Consider the following 17,050-nt stretch of genomic DNA (forward strand, 5'->3'; position numbering starts at 1 on the left):
AGACGGCTGAATCGCTTGCTTCGCTCACAGGCGCCTCCGCAGCGCATCGAGCAGATGCGCCGTGGTCACCGCCACATGCGGCGGTTCGACCACGCTGAAGTGATTGCCGGGCACGTCGATCAGACGGAACTCGCCGAGGCAGGTGTTTTCCCAGAACGGCGCGGCGAGATGGCCGACACCGCCGGTGATGCCGAAGGACTGCTGCTCCAGGCAACGCAGATAAGTCATATCGCCCAGATACGGCGGCGGATCGAAACGCGCCGCGCGCATGCTGTGGCGACAGACTCGGAACAAGGCCGGAACCAGTTCCGCGCTTACCGGCACGCCGGCCTGCGAAGCGGCGGCGTTGGCGTATTCGGCCAAGCGCTGTTCCTGCGTCAGCGTGTTGCGACGGCGCACCGCCGCGGCCAGCGCTTCCAGTCCGGCGTCGCCGTTCAAGGCCGCCATCGCTCCGGCCGGCACGCGGCGATCGTGCTCGCCCATCAACCGTTCGATGGCGCGATAGACGTCGATGTCGCTGATCTCTTCGCCGAATACCGCCTTGACCGGATCGAGGTTGAGGTTGGGAACGAAGATCGCTTCGAACGCCAGTTCCTCGTCGGTCTCGATGAACATCGGAATGCTGTCGACCAACGATAGATCGACCACGTCCAGGCCGCGTTCGAGCAGGCGCCGTGCGACTTCGGTGGCGAGCAGGCCGCCGAGGCAATAGCCGATCAACTGGAATCGCGTATAGCCCTCGTCGATCAGGCGTTGTGCGTAGTCGTCGGCGACGCGTTCGATCAATTGTCGCGGTTCGATCGCCAGGTAGTGTTCGGTGTCGGCCACGGCCACGCCGATCACCGGCCCCAATTGCTGCGCCGCCAGCGCTTTGCCCAGATGCTGGAAGTAATCCAGGGTGCCGAGCGCGGCATGGAACATCACCCTCACCGGTCCTTCATTTCCGCCGCCGAACGGCACCAGCAGCGAGTTGCTGCCCTCGCGTCGCTGCGGCGGGGCGGTGGCGGTCGTGGCGTCGGACGACGTGGTCGTCGATACCTCGGCCGACTCGCGCCGTAACAAACGCGCCAGCGCCGCTACGGTCGGTTCGTTGAGCATCTGTCGCAGCAAAGTGTCGTAGGCCTGATCGGCGGCTTCCGGCAATTCTTCGCGCATCCGTCCGGCGACCCGCGCCACGATCAGCGAATCGGCGCCACGATCGTAGAAGTTCTCTTCGCGGCCGATCCGCGCGATGCCCAGTGCCTGCGACCACAACTGCCCGAGGCGCTGTTCGAGTTCGTCGGCCTCGTTGCCGTCCGCGCCGTGATCGCCGTCGACCGCAGCGGAAATACGCCAGTTGCCCAGAGTCTTTCGATCGATCTTGCCGTTTGCGGTCAAGGGCAGGCGATCGAGGATCTGCAATTGCGCAGGCAGCATCTGCGCCGGCAGACGCCGGGCCAGGAACGCTTCCAACTCGGTCGCGTTCAGCGCCGCGCGTTCGCGTTTGAAGCGCGCCGCGAACACATGCATGGCGCTGGAGGCCAGCGCGTGTCCGTCATCGGGCAGGCTCCACGCCAGTTCGCCGCCGTGCGCGCGCACACGCTCGGCCCAGGCTTGATGCGACAGGAATGGACTGCGGCCGTGTTCGCGATCGCCGCCGCTCGGACTCATCATGAAGCCCTGAGTCAGCAGAATATGCGGGTGATCGGCGGTCGGCTCGGTGAACACCAGCCAGCCGTCCGGTGCCAGCAGTTCGACCGCGGCGCTAAGCGCTTGGTTGAGATCGGCGACGCTGTTGAGCATGCCCGCGCACAGCACTACGTCGGCGCCGTTCGGGCGCAGTCCCTGGGCGCGGTAATCGCGATTGAGGTCGAGCAGGCCGAAGCGCATCCACGGGTACGCAGAGAAACGCTGACGTGCTTCGGGCAGGAAGAACGCGGTCATGTCGGTGAACAGATAGTCCACGTCCAAACCGTCGAGCAGCGGTGCGACCGCGGTCGTGGTGGCGCCGGTGCCGGCGCCGAGTTCGAGCACACGCAGCGGCGCGCCGTCTTCGCGCGAGCTGGCCAGCCGCTGGATCAGCGCGGCCGCGGCGTGATTGTTGAAACGCGCGATCGGATCGTCGCGATACAGCGCCAGCGCGGTGTCGAGCTTGCCCTGCGGGAACAGCAGTTCGAACGGGTTCTGCCGGTCTTCCAGCAACTCGTCGAGACGCTGCACGTGTTCGCGGTGATAGCGGATGAACTCGTCTCCGCACAATCCTTCGGCTACGCGGACTTCGACCGCTGCCCAGGCCGCGTCGACGGCGGCAGTGTCGATACTGCGCAAACGACGGTACTCGCCGTGCTCGTCGCGAGCGAGCCATCCGGCCGCATGCAGCAGATCCAGCCAACCGCGGACCAACCAGCGATGACGTTCGTGCACGCGGGCATCGAGCAGGATCTTCTCGGCGCCGTAATGCACCTGCTCCGAACTCAACGCACCGCGTTGGATCAACGCATGCAGCATCGAGGCCAGCGACGCCGCGTGCAGGTCGCGCACATGCGCGGCCACTGCATCGGGCTGAAAATTGCCAGCCTGGCGATCGGCATACCGACGCGCACTGTCGAGCAGGCGGGCGTGATGTTCATGGGTTTCAGCCTCGCCCGGCGCTTCGCGACGCGCGGTTTCGACGAAGCCGATCAGGGCGCGATCGCCCGCATCGCGCCCGGACACCACCACCGCGGCCGCGGCGACCGCCGGATGCGCGAGCAAGGCCGCTTCGATTTCGCCTAACTCAATGCGATGGCCGCGAATCTTGACCTGGCCATCCTCGCGGCCGAGAAATTCGATCTCGCCGCCGGGCAAATAGCGGCCGAGGTCGCCAGTGCGATACAAGCGCTGACCGTCGCGGGGATGAGCGAAGAAGCGCTCCGCGCTGAGCGCCGGGTCGCCGAGATAGCCCTGGGCCAGACCGGCGCCGGTGATGTAGAGGTCGCCGGCCGCCCATACGGGTGCGTCGCGCAATGCGCCATCGAGAACGCGGAAACCTTGATTGGCCAGCGGCAATCCGTAAGGAATGCTCGACCACGACGGATCGACGCGCTCGATGCGGTGATAGTTCGACCAGATCGCCGCTTCTGTAGCGCCGCCGAGTGCGATCAGCGACAACTGCGGCAGATGATGGCCGATCTGCGCCGGCAACGTTACCGCGATCCAATCGCCAGACAACAGCGCCAGTCGCAAACTCGGCAGGGCGATCGGCGCGGTGTCGAGATAGTGCGCGAGCATCTGCAACTGCGCCGGCACTGAGTTCCACAGACTGATGTCGTGTTCGGCGATCATCGCGGCCCAATGCGAGGGATCGGCGCCGCGCGCCGGATCGGGCAGAACCAGACTCGCGCCGCAGCCGAGCAGGCCGAAGATGTCGTACACCGACAGATCGAAACCGAGCTGGGCCAAGCCGAGACCGCGATCGCCGGCACCGATGCCGAAGCGCTGGTTGACGTCGGCGATGGTGTTGAGTGCGGCGCGGTGGCTGATCATCACGCCCTTGGGTTCGCCGCTGGAACCGGAGGTGTAGATCACATAGGCGAGTGCGTCCGCATCGCCCTGCGGCGGTGTCGGCAGTGTTTCCGCCGCGCTGATCTCGTCGAGCGCCAGCGCTTGCAGCGATTCGGGCCACTGCGCGCCGTCTATCAGCTCGCGTCGGCTCAGCAGATGACGCACCTCGGCATTGCCCAGGATCTTGTCGCGGCGCAGTGCCGGTTGGTGCGGGTCCAGCGGCAAATACGCGGCGCCAGCCAACAGTGCGCCGAGTACCGCCACGACTTGCTCCGCGCTTTTATCGAGCACGATCGCGACCCGGTCGCCGGCAGCGCAGTCGCGCTCTCGCAGCGCCTGCGCGACACCTGCCGCGCGCAACGCTAGTTCGCGATAGGTGATAGCACCGTCGCGATCGATCACCGCCAAGGCATCGGGCGTACGCGCGGCCTGGGCGAACACCTGCGCGTGCAGCAGCCCGTCGGGCAGCAACGCGGCGGTGGCGTTAGCTAGTTCGCGTTCGCGCTGCTGCCAGGCCGGTAAAGCGATCGGATCGCTCGCGGCCCAGGCCATATCGCCATCGGCGAGCTGGCCCAGCAATGCACCGAAAGCTTCGAACATGTCTTCGATCAGACCCTCGGGGAACACGCCTTGGCGCACGTCCAAGCTCACCGTCAGACCCTCCGCGTCGTCCATTGCCTGACAGTCCAAGGTCACTTGCGGCGTCTGCGTCACACCGACGCCGGCGCGGCGACCGCTGAGCGGCGCCTGCCGCGCGCCCACGCCGCGCAGGCCGATCGCGCTGGTGAACACTACCGGCATCAACGCCGCCTCGCGGCCGCGGCGGCGCGCCAATTCGCGCACCACTTCCACCCCGGAGAACAGCCGATGATCGAGATCGGCGAACAACTGCCGGCCCAGATGTTCGGCCTGTGCGGCAAAGCCGCCGTGCGCGAGCGGTTCGACCGCGAGCAGGCCGACCGAAGTGAAGTCGCCGATGAGGCGATCCACTTGCGGGTGTAGCGGCAGGCGATTGAGCAAGGTGAGATTGAGGCTGAAGCGGGCGCTGCGGCTCCAGCGTTGCAGCACTTGCGCGTATGCGGTGAGCACCGCCACCGACGGCGTCAGCCCGTGCGCGGCGGCGCGGTCGCGCAAGCGACTCCACTGCGTTTCCGGCAGGCGCAAGGCATGACGGCGGAAACGTACCAGCGTCGCCGCGCTGGCGATCGGCGCGGCCGGCAACTCGGGCGCCAACGGCAAATCGTCGACGCGTTCGAGCCAGTATCGGCGATCGCGCTGATAACGCGCGCCATCGCGCAGACCGCGTTCGGCCAACAGATAGTCGCGGAAGCCGATCTGCAAGACCGGCAGTTCTTCGGCGCGTCCAGCCAACACTGCATCGAGTTCGTCGAACAAAACGCCGGCGCTGGCCCAGTCGGCGATCAAGGCATCCATCGAGAAATGCACGATATCGCCCGCGTCGGTGCGGGTATGGCGCAACTCGAACAGTGGCCAAACGGTGGTGTCGTAGAGACGGTGATCCATTTGCGCGCGGGTCTCGGCGAGCGCTTGTTCCAGTGCAACCGGATTGGTTGAACGCAGATCCGCGCTGATCACCTTGAAGGTCGGCACCTGTTCCAACACGCGCTGGTAGCCGTCGCGTTCGACTACCGCGCGCAGCATGTCGTGGCGCTGGATCAGCGTATTCCACGCCGCCTGCAGCGCCTGAGCGTCGAGCTGAGGATAGGTCAGTTCCAGATAGCCGTGGCAGGCCACGCCGCCGTAGCCGAAGGAATCCTGGCGGCCCAGCAGATACGCCGTCTGCACGTCGGTGAGCGGGAACGGCGCGTGGCGCTGCGCCGGGTCGGCGCTGACTTCGACGATGCGTTCGCGGCTGAGCAGATCGACGATCTGTGCTTTGTGCTCGCGCAGCAGGTTCTTATGGTCGTCGGTGAGCAGGTCCTTGGGCGCGCGGAAACGCAATTGGCCAGCGTCGGCCCATAACTCGACGCCGAGGGCGTTGAGCTCGCTGATGATCTTGGCGGCAGGCATGGGTTGCACGATCCTGTGTTGTTGAGCAGTGGGGGCACAAGCGCGCGGCGGCGAGCTTAGAAAATGACGGCCTCAGGAAACGACAGCGGGCGGTTTCACAGCACGCCTTCTTCCAGCGATTGAACGGCTTCGTGTGCCTGCCGTAGCGCGGCGGCGACCTCGCGCAGCCGTGGCGCGGCGAACAGACGCCGCAAGGGAAGATCCACGCCGTGGCGTTGCCGCACGTGTTCGATATAGCGAGTGGCACGCAGGCTGTCGCCGCCGAGGGCGAAGAAACCGGCCTCGCGATCGTCGACGTGGATATCGAGCAACGCCGACCAATCGCTGGCGACCGCGCGCTCCCATTCGTCCTGCGGCGGTTGCGCCGATCCGCGTTCGTCGCGCCAATCGTGTTCGAGCGCGAGGGTTATCGCGGCGCGGTCGACCTTGCCGTTACCGCTCAGCGGCAACTGTGCCAGCATGTGCACGCGTTCGGGCCACATGTGCGCGGGCAGGGTCGCGGCGAGGCGCGCTTGCAAGGCGTCGGCGTCGAAGTCGTTCGCGGCGACCACCGCCGCGGCCAGACGGCGCGCGCCGGCTGCGACCACCACCAGCGCGACCGCCTGGGTCACGCCGGCTTCGGCCGACAGCGCGCTTTCGATTTCGCCCAGCTCGATGCGATGGCCGCGAATCTTGACCTGGTGATCGCGACGGCCGAGGAATTCGAGCGTGCCGTCGGGCCAATATCGGCCCAGATCGCCGGTGCGGTACCAGCGCTCGCCGGCGTGTTCGACGAACTGGCGCGCGCTCTGTTCTGGCGCTCCGTAGTAGCCGCGCGCCACGCCAGCGCCGCCGATCCATAGCTCGCCCGCGACCCAGTCCGGGCAGTCGCGGCCGAACGCGTCCACCACCCGGAAGCGTTGTCGCGACAACGGGCGTCCGTAGGGAATCGAACGCCACGCCGGATCGATCGCAAGCACTTCGTGGAAGTTCGACCAGATCGATGCTTCGGTGGCGCCGCCGAGCGCAATGCAGCGGCAGTGCGGGAGTTGTTCGGCAAGCCGGCCCGGAAGATCCAGGCCAATCCAGTCGCCCGACAACAACGCCAGGCGCAGCGCGCCAGGCGGCTGTTGCTTAGAGCCGACGGTGAGCAGCATGTCGAGCAGGGCCGGCACGCTGTTCCACACCGTCGCCCGATGCGCGCAAGCCAGTTCGTGCCAACGCCGCGCATCGCGCCGCGCGTCTTCTTCGATCAGCACCATCGATGCGCCAGCCGAGAGCGCACCGAACAGGTCGTACACCGACAGATCGAAATCCAGGGCCGATATCGCCATGATCCGATCGTCGACGACGACATCGAAACGCCGGTTGATGTCGGCGATGGTGTTCCAGGCCGCGGCGTGGGTGATCTCCACGCCCTTGGGTTCGCCGGTCGAGCCGGAGGTGAAAATCAGATACGCGGTGTCCTGCGGCGAAGCCGGCAACGACGCCGGCAAGGGCGGGTGTTGCTGGGTCTGTTGGAAGGTATGCACGCGACGCCCAGCATCATCGTCTGCGTCGGGTTCGGCGATGACGCGAAGCACGCGGGCTTGACTGAGAATGCGTTCGCGCCGCGCCGGCGGTTGATCCACCCCGAGCGGCAGATACGCCGCGCCCGCGGCGAGCACACCGAGCACCGCGGCGATCTGCTCCGGGCCTTTGCGCAGACTGACCGCGACGATGTCGCCGGCTTGCGCGCCGTCGGCGCGCAAGGCCGCGGCCACCCGCAGTGCGCGCTCGGCCAGATCGCCATAGCTCATGGACGCATCCGCGCCCCAGCGCAGCGCGACGCGTTGTGGTGATTCGCTGGCGATACGGAAGAACGATTCGCGCAAGGTCGCATCGACATGCGCGGAAACATCGGCATCGGTCTGATGATGGATCGACGCGCGCAATGCCAATTGTTGTTCCGGTTGCAGCACCGGTGCGGGCAGCGACCAATCGGCCACGGCCAACCAGTCGAGCAAGCGCAGGTACGCGGCGAACATGGTTTCGATCAGGCTATCGGGGAACAGACCTTCCACCACATCCCAGTTGAGTGCGATACCGCCATCGGCCTCGACCACTTGATGATCGAGCCAGACCTGCGGCGTCTGCGTGAGCCCCCACACCTGACGGCTAAACGGTCCGTGCTCGGCCGCACGCGTGCCGCCAGGAACGCCCAAGGCGCTCGTGAACACTACCGGCATGCCGACCTCGTTTTGGCCGTGCAAGCGGCCGAGATCGCGGATCAGGTCGATGCTGGACAATGCGCGATGATCCAGCGCGCGACCGAGTTCGCTCTGAACCCGCCGTGCGCGCAGCATCCAACTGTCGCCGGCCTCAGGGCGGTAGCCGACCAAGGTCAGCGAGGTGAAATCGCCCATGACCCGATGGATTTCGGGATGCACGTCCTTGCGATCGAACAAGGTCAGATTGAGCGAGAGTTCCGGTTGCGCGCTCCATTGACTCAGCACTTCCGCGAACGCGCCGAGAAGAACCCCGGATGCGGTCAGGCCGTGCGCAGCGGCGCGTTCGAGAATGGCTTGCCAACGCGGCGCGTCGACCGCGCCGTCGTGTCGCAGGAAACGCGGCGGACGAATCTGCGCCGGGTCTTGCGCGAGCGGCAATTGCGGCGCCGGCGGCAATTGCGGCAGCACTTCGTCCCAGTAGCTACGCGCCGCCGTGGTCTCCGCGGCATCGGGCGCGCAACTGTGCAGGTAATCGCGGAAGCTCAAGGCCGGTGCCGGCGTATCTTCGTCGGGCGCGTCGTAAAGCTCAGCCAGCTCGGTGTAGAAGCGCAGAATGCTCAGCGCGTCCAGGATCAGATTGTCCAGGCCCACCGCGAGCCGGGTACGCCGGCCCGAACGCACCGCGCGCACGCAGAACAAGGGCCACTGGGTTGGATCGAATACGCGGTGCGCGCATTGCGCGCGCAGCTGAGCTTCGGCCACGAGCGGATCGGCGCCGCCGTCGATGCATTCGATGGCGTACTGAGGCACCTGTTCGAGCACGCGTTGCCGGCCTTGCGCATCGAATACGGCGCGCAGCATGTCGTGGCGCGTAATCAGACGATTGAGCGCATTTTGCAGGCGCGGAAGATCCAGATCGTCCGCATCGTACTCGCGGTAGAAATGGCAGCCGACGCCGCCCAGGACGAAGCCCTCGTCGCGACCCAGCCAATAAGCTCGTTGCACTTCGGTTGGCTCGAACGGCGCGTAGCGATTAGCCAGGTCGGCGATAACGGTCGGCGCGGTTTCGCGGGTCTCGCCCAGGCGCAGGGTCGCGGAGAACTCGGCCAACACGGGGTGCGCGAACAATTCGCCCAAACTCACTCCGGTCAAGCCATCGGCCTTCAGCGCTCGCACCAGGCGCGTCGCCGACAGCGAGTCGCCGCCCAAGGCGAAGAAGCTGTGTTCGCGACCGACTTCGGCCACGCCCAACAACGACGACCAGGCCTGGGCGACACGTTGTTCGATCTCGCCTTGCGGCGCGCTGATCGAGACGCAGGTATCGGGCGTCAATGCATCCACGGCTTTGCGCAGGGCAGGGCGGTCGATCTTGCCGTTGGCGGTCAGCGGCAAGGCCGGACGCAGCCACAAACGCTCCGGCAACATCGCCGGCGGCAGACGTTCGGCCAGGAATTCGCGCAGCGGCGCCCATTGCGGCGGCGGCTGGCGCAGGTCGATCGATTCGTCGAACGCGCCTTCGCGGGCTACGACGACAGCGGTCAAACCGCGTTCGCCGACTACCGCTACCGCCTGCGCGATCTGCGGACTCGCGCCGAGCGCGGCTTCGATCTCGCCCAGTTCGATACGATGACCGCGCAGCTTGACCTGGAAGTCGGCGCGCCCGAGGAACTCGACATCGCCATCGGCCCAATAACGGGCGCGATCGCCGGTGCGGTACCAGCGCACGCCGTCGCGGTGGAGGAATTTCTGCGCGCTGCGTTGCGGATCGCCGCGATAGCCGCGGGCGACGCCGTCGCCGCCGATCCACAATTCGCCTTCGACGTAGTCCGGGCAATCGCGGCCGAGCGCATCGACCACGCGCAAACGCACATTACCCAGCGGCTTGGCGTATGGCACGGATTTCCAGTGCGCGGGCAATTGCTCGACTTCGCAGAAGGTCGAGTGGATCGCGGTTTCGGTGGTGCCGCCGAGCGCGATGAAGCGGCACGACGGCGCCCAACGTTTGAGTCGGGGCGGCAAATCCAGGGTGACCCAGTCGCCGCCGAGCAGCACCGCGCGCAGACTCGATGCGGGCGCGCAGTCGACCGCCGCGCTCAGGGTCATGTCCAACAGCGCCGGTACGCAATTGAGAATGGTCGCTTGATGTCGTTGCGCCAAGGCGACCCAGGCGGCGGCATCGCGGCGTTCGTGTTCGCGGATGCAAATCACCGCGCCGCCGACCGACAAAGGCGCGAACAGGTCGTAAACCGACAGATCGAATTCCAGCGCCGACAGTGCCAGCGTCCGATCGATCACGTTCAAGCCAAGGCGGCGGTTGAGATCGTCGATGGTGTTCATCGCCGCGCCGTGTTCGATCTCCACGCCCTTGGGTTCGCCAGTCGAACCCGAGGTGTAGAGAACGTAGGCGAGATCGGTATCCACGCCGGGCAGCGGAGCGGACAAGGCCGTGTTGGCATCGGGCGAAGGCAGGGCATCGATGATGCAAGCCACCTTGGCCGCGTCGCAGATGCGCTGTCTGCGCAACGGCGGTTGGTCGATGCCGATCGGCAGATACACCGCTCCGGCTGCAAGTACGCCGAGCGCGGCGATCGCCTGTTCCGGTCCCTTGGCCAGATTGATCGCGACCGTATCTCCGGCCACGATCCCGCGGCCGTGCAACCAGCCGGCGAGAGCGAGCGCGCGTTCGCGCAACTCGCCGTAGCGCATCGTGCCGTCCTCGCCCCACAACAGGGCGACGCGATCGGGATCGCGCTGCGCGTATTCGAAGAAACCGTCGTGCAGGCGTCGCCGCGAACGCGGCGCGTCGCTGTCGTTGGCGGCCTCGCGCACCGCGGTTTGCGCGGCCGGCAACAGCGCTTGCGGAGGTGCGAGCCAGGCGTTTTCATCGTCGGTCAGGCGATCGAGCAGATTGCCGTAGGCTTCGAACATCGCATCGAGCACGCCCGGCGCGAACGCATCCTCGCGTGCGTCGATATTGATCAGCAGGCCGTCGTCCAGCTCGGTGACTTGCGCGTCCAGCCACACTTGCGGACCTTGCGAGATGATCCACGCGGCTTGACCGAACTCGCGCTTGACCTGCGGCGGGAACAACTCGCCCAGGCCGAGCGCGCTGGTATAGACGACCGGCGCCAGCACCTGTTCGCCGCGTGAACGCGACAGTTCACGCAGCACCTCCACGCCCGAGCAGCCGATATGCCGCACATCGGCATGGAAGCGTTCCTGCAGGGCGATGGCGCGTTCGGCGAAGCTGCCGGGCAGAGCGCCGTCCCAACTGAGCAACAGTGAAGAAGTGAAGTCGCCGACCAGCGAGCCGACATCGCTGTGCAGCGGTTCGCGATCGAATACCGGCAGATTCAGCAAGAAACGCGGTTCTGCGCTCCACGCGCCCAGCGTTTCGGCGAATACTGCGGCCAGCGCCATCGCCGGAGTGAGGCCGTGACGACGCGCGCGCGCTTCGAACGCGCGCATGCGCTGCGGCGCGAGCCAGCGATGGCGGCGCAGCACCCGCGTTGCGCCGAGCACCGCATCGTGCGCGGCCGCCGGAAGTTGCGGCGCGGCCGGAAGTTGCGCGAGGCGCCCGCGCCAGTATTCGCGGTCGGCGGTCAGTGCGGCGGCGCGTTCGGGCGAGCGCAATGCGGTTTCGCGATCGGCCAGATAGCGTGCGTAGCTGTAGTCGACCGGTGCCGGCTCCGCGTCGGGCTGCGCGTACAAACGAGCCAGATCGCCCAGCAGCACGCGCAGGCTCAGCGCATCGGCGGCGATCATGTCCAGATTCACGTGCAGGCGCGTGCCGCCTGCACGCAACGCATCGGGCAACAGCGACAACTGGATGTCGAAGACTTCTCCGAGGCCGACGTCCAGATGCCGGTGCGATAGCGAGGCGCGGGTTTGTTCCAGCGCGAGCTCGGCGGCATCGGTCGGCAAGTCGCGCAGGTCGTGCACGCGCAGTCCGGGCCATGCGCTGCGTGCCAGCACTTGCTGACGACCGTCTTCGAGCACACGCACACGCAGCATGGGGTGGCGTTCGATCAGGCGAACGATGGCGCGTTCGATGCGTGCCGGCTCGATGCCGGCGCCGTCGAATTCGTTGTAGAAGTGCGCCGCGACGCCGCCCAATTGTTGATCTTGGGCCCGTCCGACCCAGTAGGCGTGCTGCATCAACGCCAGGTCGAACGGAGCGTATTCGTCGAAATCAATCGCTGCCGGAGCGGCCGGTGGGGCAGGGCCCGCGGCTGGCTTCGAGGCGGGATTCGTACTCGGACGAGCAATCAGCGCCTGCCACGCGGCGAGGCTGGGCTGCGCGGCAAGCTCGGCGAAGCTGACCGGGATGCCCTGGCGCCGCCATCGGCCGGCCAGCCGCATCATCGTGATGGAGTCCATGCCCAGTTCAATGAGATTGCGGTCGTTCGCAATATCGCAGGCGGACAGATCTAGCAGTTCCGCGAGCTGATCGCGCAACTGGGGGGTGTGTTGTTCGTCCATGTGTAGCCCGTGGCGTGGGATGGATCGCGTTGACAAAACGAGCAACTTGTCGCAGTTTTGTTATGTTATAACATTATGCACAATTGTCGTGACCTCACAATGCCATGGGAGTTTTTCTTTTGCAAATGATAATCATTAGTATTTAATTAGATCGCCACGCCGGGCACACTGTCGCCACGATTGACCGCACGAGTCGGTCACATCGCGCGAGGCAGGGGAGCAATACGCCGCAAGGATTCGCCGGCAATCGCGAACGCTTTCACAGCCAGCACGGCCCGCCCCGATCGCGATCGTCGCGACGGAAAAGCGGGTACTGCGAGCGCAATCAACATCCTCAAGTCGCCGGATTGAGCAAAAACGCTCAGCGCCGACGACGGGAATTCCATCCATCGCCGGCAACGAACGCGCTGCGCTGCGTCAGCGTGTCCTGTTACGCCGGCCTCTCTGCGAACGCCACGGAACGCGCATGACCCACGAGAACGGCCTGCTGATCGAAGACCTCACCAAGACTTACCGCAACGGCGTGCGCGCCTTGAACGGCGTGAATCTGCACGTGCCGCCGGGCATGTACGGATTGCTCGGCCCGAACGGAGCGGGCAAGAGCAGCCTGATGCGAACGCTGGCGACGTTGCAGTCGCCCGATGGCGGCAAGATCCGTCTGGACGGAGTCGATGTCCTCGCCGATCCCGACTATCAGCGCCGCCGGCTCGGCTATCTGCCGCAGCAGATCGGCGCTTATCCCGGCATGTCGGCGCGCAGCTTGCTCGATCGTTTCGCTTGGCTCAAAGGCCGCACCGACGCGCGGCAACGCGGCGAGGAAGTCGGCACGCTGCTGGAGAAGGTCAACCTGACCCAGGTCGCCGATCGAGCGGTGGCGACGTATTCCGGCGGCATGTTGCGTCGTTTCGGCATCGCTCTGGCCTTGGTCGGCGCGCCGCGCCTGTTGATCGTCGACGAGCCCACCGCGGGGCTGGATCCGGCCGAACGCAATCGTTTCCATCGCGTGCTCGCCGACGTCGCCGCCGAATCGATCGTGTTGCTATCGACCCACATCGTCGAAGACGTGGAGAATCTCTGCCACCGTTTGGCGATCCTTGCCGGAGGCAAGATTCTCGTCGAAGGCACGCCGACCGAACTCACTCAACCCTATCAAGGGCGCTTGTGGGAGTGCGTGATTCCGCGCGGCGAACGTTTGCCCGAGCACTTGCACGTCGCCGCCAGTCCCGAGGGTTCGCGGGTGATCGTGCATGCGCCGATCGCTCCCGGGGCGGGTTTCGCGCCGCATGCGCCGCGTCTGGAAGACGTCTACTACGTGGCGTTGGCCCAGGCGGGTCTGGCGGAGGCGGCATGAACGCACTCGCTTTGCTGGCGCACGAGGCGCGCGCGGAACTGCGCGCGGGTTTGCGCAGCGGCATCGTCGGGTTGGTGTTCCTCGGCTTGGCCGGCTATCTGCTGATGTCGCTGACCAACGCCGACTACGTGCAGAAGATGGGCGCGGCGGACATTCCGCGCAACGCCCCGAGCCTGGTCTACCTGATGTCGACCGGTTGCATGTTCTTCCTGTTCTTCGCCTGGGCCTGGGTGTTCGCTCAACCGCTGCTGCGCGATCGCCAGGTCAGTCTGCACGAGATCGTGCTGTCGATGCCGAATTCGCTGCCTGCGCTGTTGTGGGGGCGTTTCATCGGCGCGTCCCTGGTCGGGGCGTTACTGGCCGGCGCCTTGATCGTCGGTTTTATCGCCACGCCTCTGTTGGGATGGCTCGGGATGGTGCCGGCGGGTTCGATCACCGCGCCGCCGTGGCGGGCGTTGCTGTTCGCCTGGATCTGGCTGCTGATTCCGGCCGGCACCGGCATCGGCGCCTTGTACTACCTCGCGACGCTGCGCACTCGCAGCGTCGCGGGCGCATTCGGTTTGTCGGCGCTGTTGATGCTGTTGTGGATGTTCGCCGTGGTGGTGCTCAAGGGCGGCCACATCAACCCGATCCTGGCGGCGGCGTTGGATCCATCGTTGTTCACCTACGCGCAGACTCAGATCGAAACCTGGACGCCGCTGCAGAAGACCAGCGCGCTGTTGCCGCTGACGCCGGAATTCCTGCTCAACCGTGCGCTGTGGGGTGGACTGCCGTTGCTGGTGTTGTATTGGGCCTTGCGCAATATTCAGCGTGAGTCGCTCGTGCTGGAGCGACCGGCGCGCGGTCGCGCCGGAAAATCCGCGCGCGTGAACGCGCAGGTCGCGCCCAAATCCGAGCGTCTGCTTGGCGTGATCGACACACCGCGCTGGTGGTCCGCGTTGCGCTTGGAAACGCAATGGCAACTAGGGCAGATCGCACGCAGCCGCGGCTGGTGGATCGGCGTTGCGGTGCTGCTGGCGATGGGCGTGCTCAGCGCGTTCGTGCATGGGGTCTGGCATGCCGAAGGCCCGATGGTGCCGCGTCCGGACATGCTGCTGCCCTTGCTCAGAAGCGCGGTGTTCCTGGTCATCGCTTTCATCGTCGCCGCACTGGTCGGCTGGGTTTCGCGCCGCGATCAGGTCGAGGGCTTCGACGGCATGTTCGACGCGACGCCGGCGCCGGTGTGGCTGCGTCCGTTCGCGCGTGCGCTTACAGCGATCGCGACGGCATTCGCTTTAGCGTTGCTGCCCGGCATTTCAAGCTTGATCGTGACTGCATTGGCGGCGCCGGCGGCGCTCAGTCTGGGCGATCCCTTGCTGTACCAGACCCTGGTGATGGCGCCGCCGTTGATCGAACTGGCTTTGCTGGTTTTCCTGGTTCACGCCCTATGCCGACGCGCCGGCGTCGCCTACACCGCGTCGATGCTGCTGACGTTCTTTTTCGTGCTCAATCATGAACTCGGTTTGGTCGACTATCCGCTGTACGAATTCGGCATTCCGGCGCATATGAATCTGTCCACCTTGAGCGGCTGGACGCCGTGGTGGCCGTACGTGTCGTCGCTGGACGCGTACAAGCTCGCCGGGGGCGGCGTGCTGATCGCAGCGGCGGCACTGGTACTGCCGCGCGGCGTCGACAGTCGCCTGCATCGTGGCATGGCGCAAGCGCGCGCGCGCCTGCGCGGTCCGATCGGCGCGTTGGCGTGTCTTGCGATCGCGGCGATGCTGGGGTTCGGCGCATTGCTGCATGGGCAGTTGGTGGAGCGCGGCGGTTATCACCCCTTGGCCGAAACCCAACGCGAAAACGCCGCGTGGGAGCAGTCGTGGCTGGCCAGCGCCGGTGCTTACTCGGTCGCTGGCGGCGCCTTACGTCTGCAGGCGGATCCGCACACCGCCAGCCTGCACGGTGAATGGACTTTGCGCGGAGTGCGCGCCGTCGGCGGCGTCCTGCATGCGGAGTTGCCGAGTGGCTTCGTTCTGGAGCGGGCGCTGGTCGGCGGCCGCATGGTGAAAGCCGATACCCGCTACGACCATTTGGCGTTGTCGCTGGGTGACTGTGCCGTTTCCAGCGAAGGTTGTACGGTGGATTTACGTTGGACGGTGAAGCCTCCGATCTGGCAATCGGAAGGCGAAACGCCTTGGCTCAGTCGTGCCGGTGTGTGGTTGCGTGCGCAGGATGCGGCACCGCGATTGGGGTTGGATCCGCAACGCGTATTGCGTGCGCCCGCCGACCGCACGCGCCACGGCTTGAAGGCTTCGTTTGCGTTGCCGGCGTCGTCGGTCGCGGTCGCCGCCGACGCGATTGCGCCGCGCGGAGAATGGAGCTGGTCGCTGCGCATCGCCGGCGAAAAAACGGACCGCGCGCAAGGTCGATCGAACGGCCCGCTGGCGTTCGCGGAGCAATGGTCGGCGAACTCTTCGACTACTCGTGTCGGAGACCTGCGCATCGTCCACGACCGCAGCCGTGACGACGCCGCGCATGCGATCGGCGCGGATGTTCAGGCGATGCAGACCTGTGTACGGCGGCGTCTGGGGCGGGTAGGGGAGGTCGATGAAGTGGCGCAATGGCCGCGCGGATTGGCTGAGCCGCGTCTGCTCGATCGCATCTTGGTGCTGCCGGAGGAGCCGAGTTGGGATGTGGCCGACACCGGCGTCGGACGCTCGATGCGCCGCGCACGCATCGCCACCGCATTGGCGCGTCAACAACTGGTGTCCGCATCCGATCTGCGCGAAGGCGAGGGCGCGGTGTGGTTGCAGGAAGGTGTCGCTGGTGCGCTGGGACTGCTCTGCGTCGGCGACGAGGACGGGCTGGCCGCGCTCGATCAGGTCTTGATCCGTGAATCCGACACCACCGCGCGGACGCTCGCCGCCAGTGAGGTTCCCGTCGGCCCGGTGGCGCAAGCGCCAGCTTCGGGATGGGCGATGCACTACGCACCGCTGGCGACATTGGAATGGGCAGCGCAGCAACGGCCGCAGGATTTCGAGGCGCTGACCCGCGCACTCGCCGCCTCGACGCAATTGCCTGCCGCGCTGAACCAACTGGCCGGGGAAGAACGCGCGGCCGGGCTGCTCGGCGTACCGCTGGCCTCGCAGTTGTCCCGCAAGGCCGATGCCACCGGCATCCGCATCGAAGGCAGCCGATGGCAATGGCGCGACGGTGGTTGGTTGCCGATGGAGGGCACGCAATCGCGTTACCGACTTCTCGTCCGCCGCGCTGGCGTGGCCGTTGTCCAAGCCGAACCGGCCGCGTATCCGCGCTATCCGCTCGACAGCGAGGGTTTGCTGCTCGACACCTGGCCTTCCTACCAACGGGCACCGCAACAAGCCCTGTTGCAACCCGTAGCCGCGGCCGTGCATTGATCCGGCCCATGACGCGCCGCGACCCGCCATCAAGCGCGGTTCGTGGCGCGATCGCCTCCCACCTTCGATCTCCTACTTTT

Annotated in this window: 4 protein-coding genes; 2 read left to right on the forward strand and 2 right to left on the reverse strand. The window is 66.3% G+C overall.

Features of this window, described 5'->3' with window-relative positions; all coding sequences use genetic code 11:
• Positions 1 to 24: 24 nt before the first annotated feature.
• Together ACTOWJ_RS03780 and ACTOWJ_RS03785 are read right to left on the reverse strand one after the other, a co-directional pair.
• Complete coding sequence (locus ACTOWJ_RS03780) at positions 25 to 5,553, reverse strand: amino acid adenylation domain-containing protein (protein WP_441333259.1); 5,529 nt, start codon at positions 5,551 to 5,553, stop codon at positions 25 to 27.
• Between the two features lie 95 nt (positions 5,554 to 5,648).
• Positions 5,649 to 12,224: an amino acid adenylation domain-containing protein gene (locus ACTOWJ_RS03785; RefSeq protein ID WP_441333260.1), complete on the reverse strand. Its 6,576-nt coding sequence runs from the start codon at positions 12,222 to 12,224 to the stop codon at positions 5,649 to 5,651.
• Positions 12,225 to 12,690: 466 nt separating this feature from the next.
• Here ACTOWJ_RS03785 and ACTOWJ_RS03790 point away from each other — a divergent pair, with 466 nt between their 5' ends.
• On the forward strand, positions 12,691 to 13,575 hold the full coding sequence (locus tag ACTOWJ_RS03790) for an ABC transporter ATP-binding protein (RefSeq protein ID WP_441333261.1): 885 nt from the start codon (positions 12,691 to 12,693) through the stop codon (positions 13,573 to 13,575).
• Positions 13,572 to 16,970: an ABC transporter permease gene (locus ACTOWJ_RS03795; RefSeq protein WP_441333262.1), complete on the forward strand. Its 3,399-nt coding sequence runs from the start codon at positions 13,572 to 13,574 to the stop codon at positions 16,968 to 16,970. The genes ACTOWJ_RS03790 and ACTOWJ_RS03795 overlap by 4 nt, the downstream gene beginning before the upstream one ends.
• Positions 16,971 to 17,050: the final 80 nt, after the last annotated feature.

This window comes from Lysobacter sp. CA199 (assembly GCF_052078715.1).
GTDB lineage: Bacteria > Pseudomonadota > Gammaproteobacteria > Xanthomonadales > Xanthomonadaceae > Lysobacter.

Excerpts from the sequence above, each read along its gene's own strand:
- ACTOWJ_RS03780 (WP_441333259.1), bottom strand. The coding sequence starts at position 5,553 with ATGCCTGCCGCCAAGATCATCAGCGAGCTCAACGCCCTCGGCGTCGAG.
- ACTOWJ_RS03785 (WP_441333260.1), bottom strand. The coding sequence starts at position 12,224 with ATGGACGAACAACACACCCCCCAGTTGCGCGATCAGCTCGCGGAACTG.
- ACTOWJ_RS03790 (WP_441333261.1), top strand. The coding sequence starts at position 12,691 with ATGACCCACGAGAACGGCCTGCTGATCGAAGACCTCACCAAGACTTAC.
- ACTOWJ_RS03795 (WP_441333262.1), top strand. The coding sequence starts at position 13,572 with ATGAACGCACTCGCTTTGCTGGCGCACGAGGCGCGCGCGGAACTGCGC.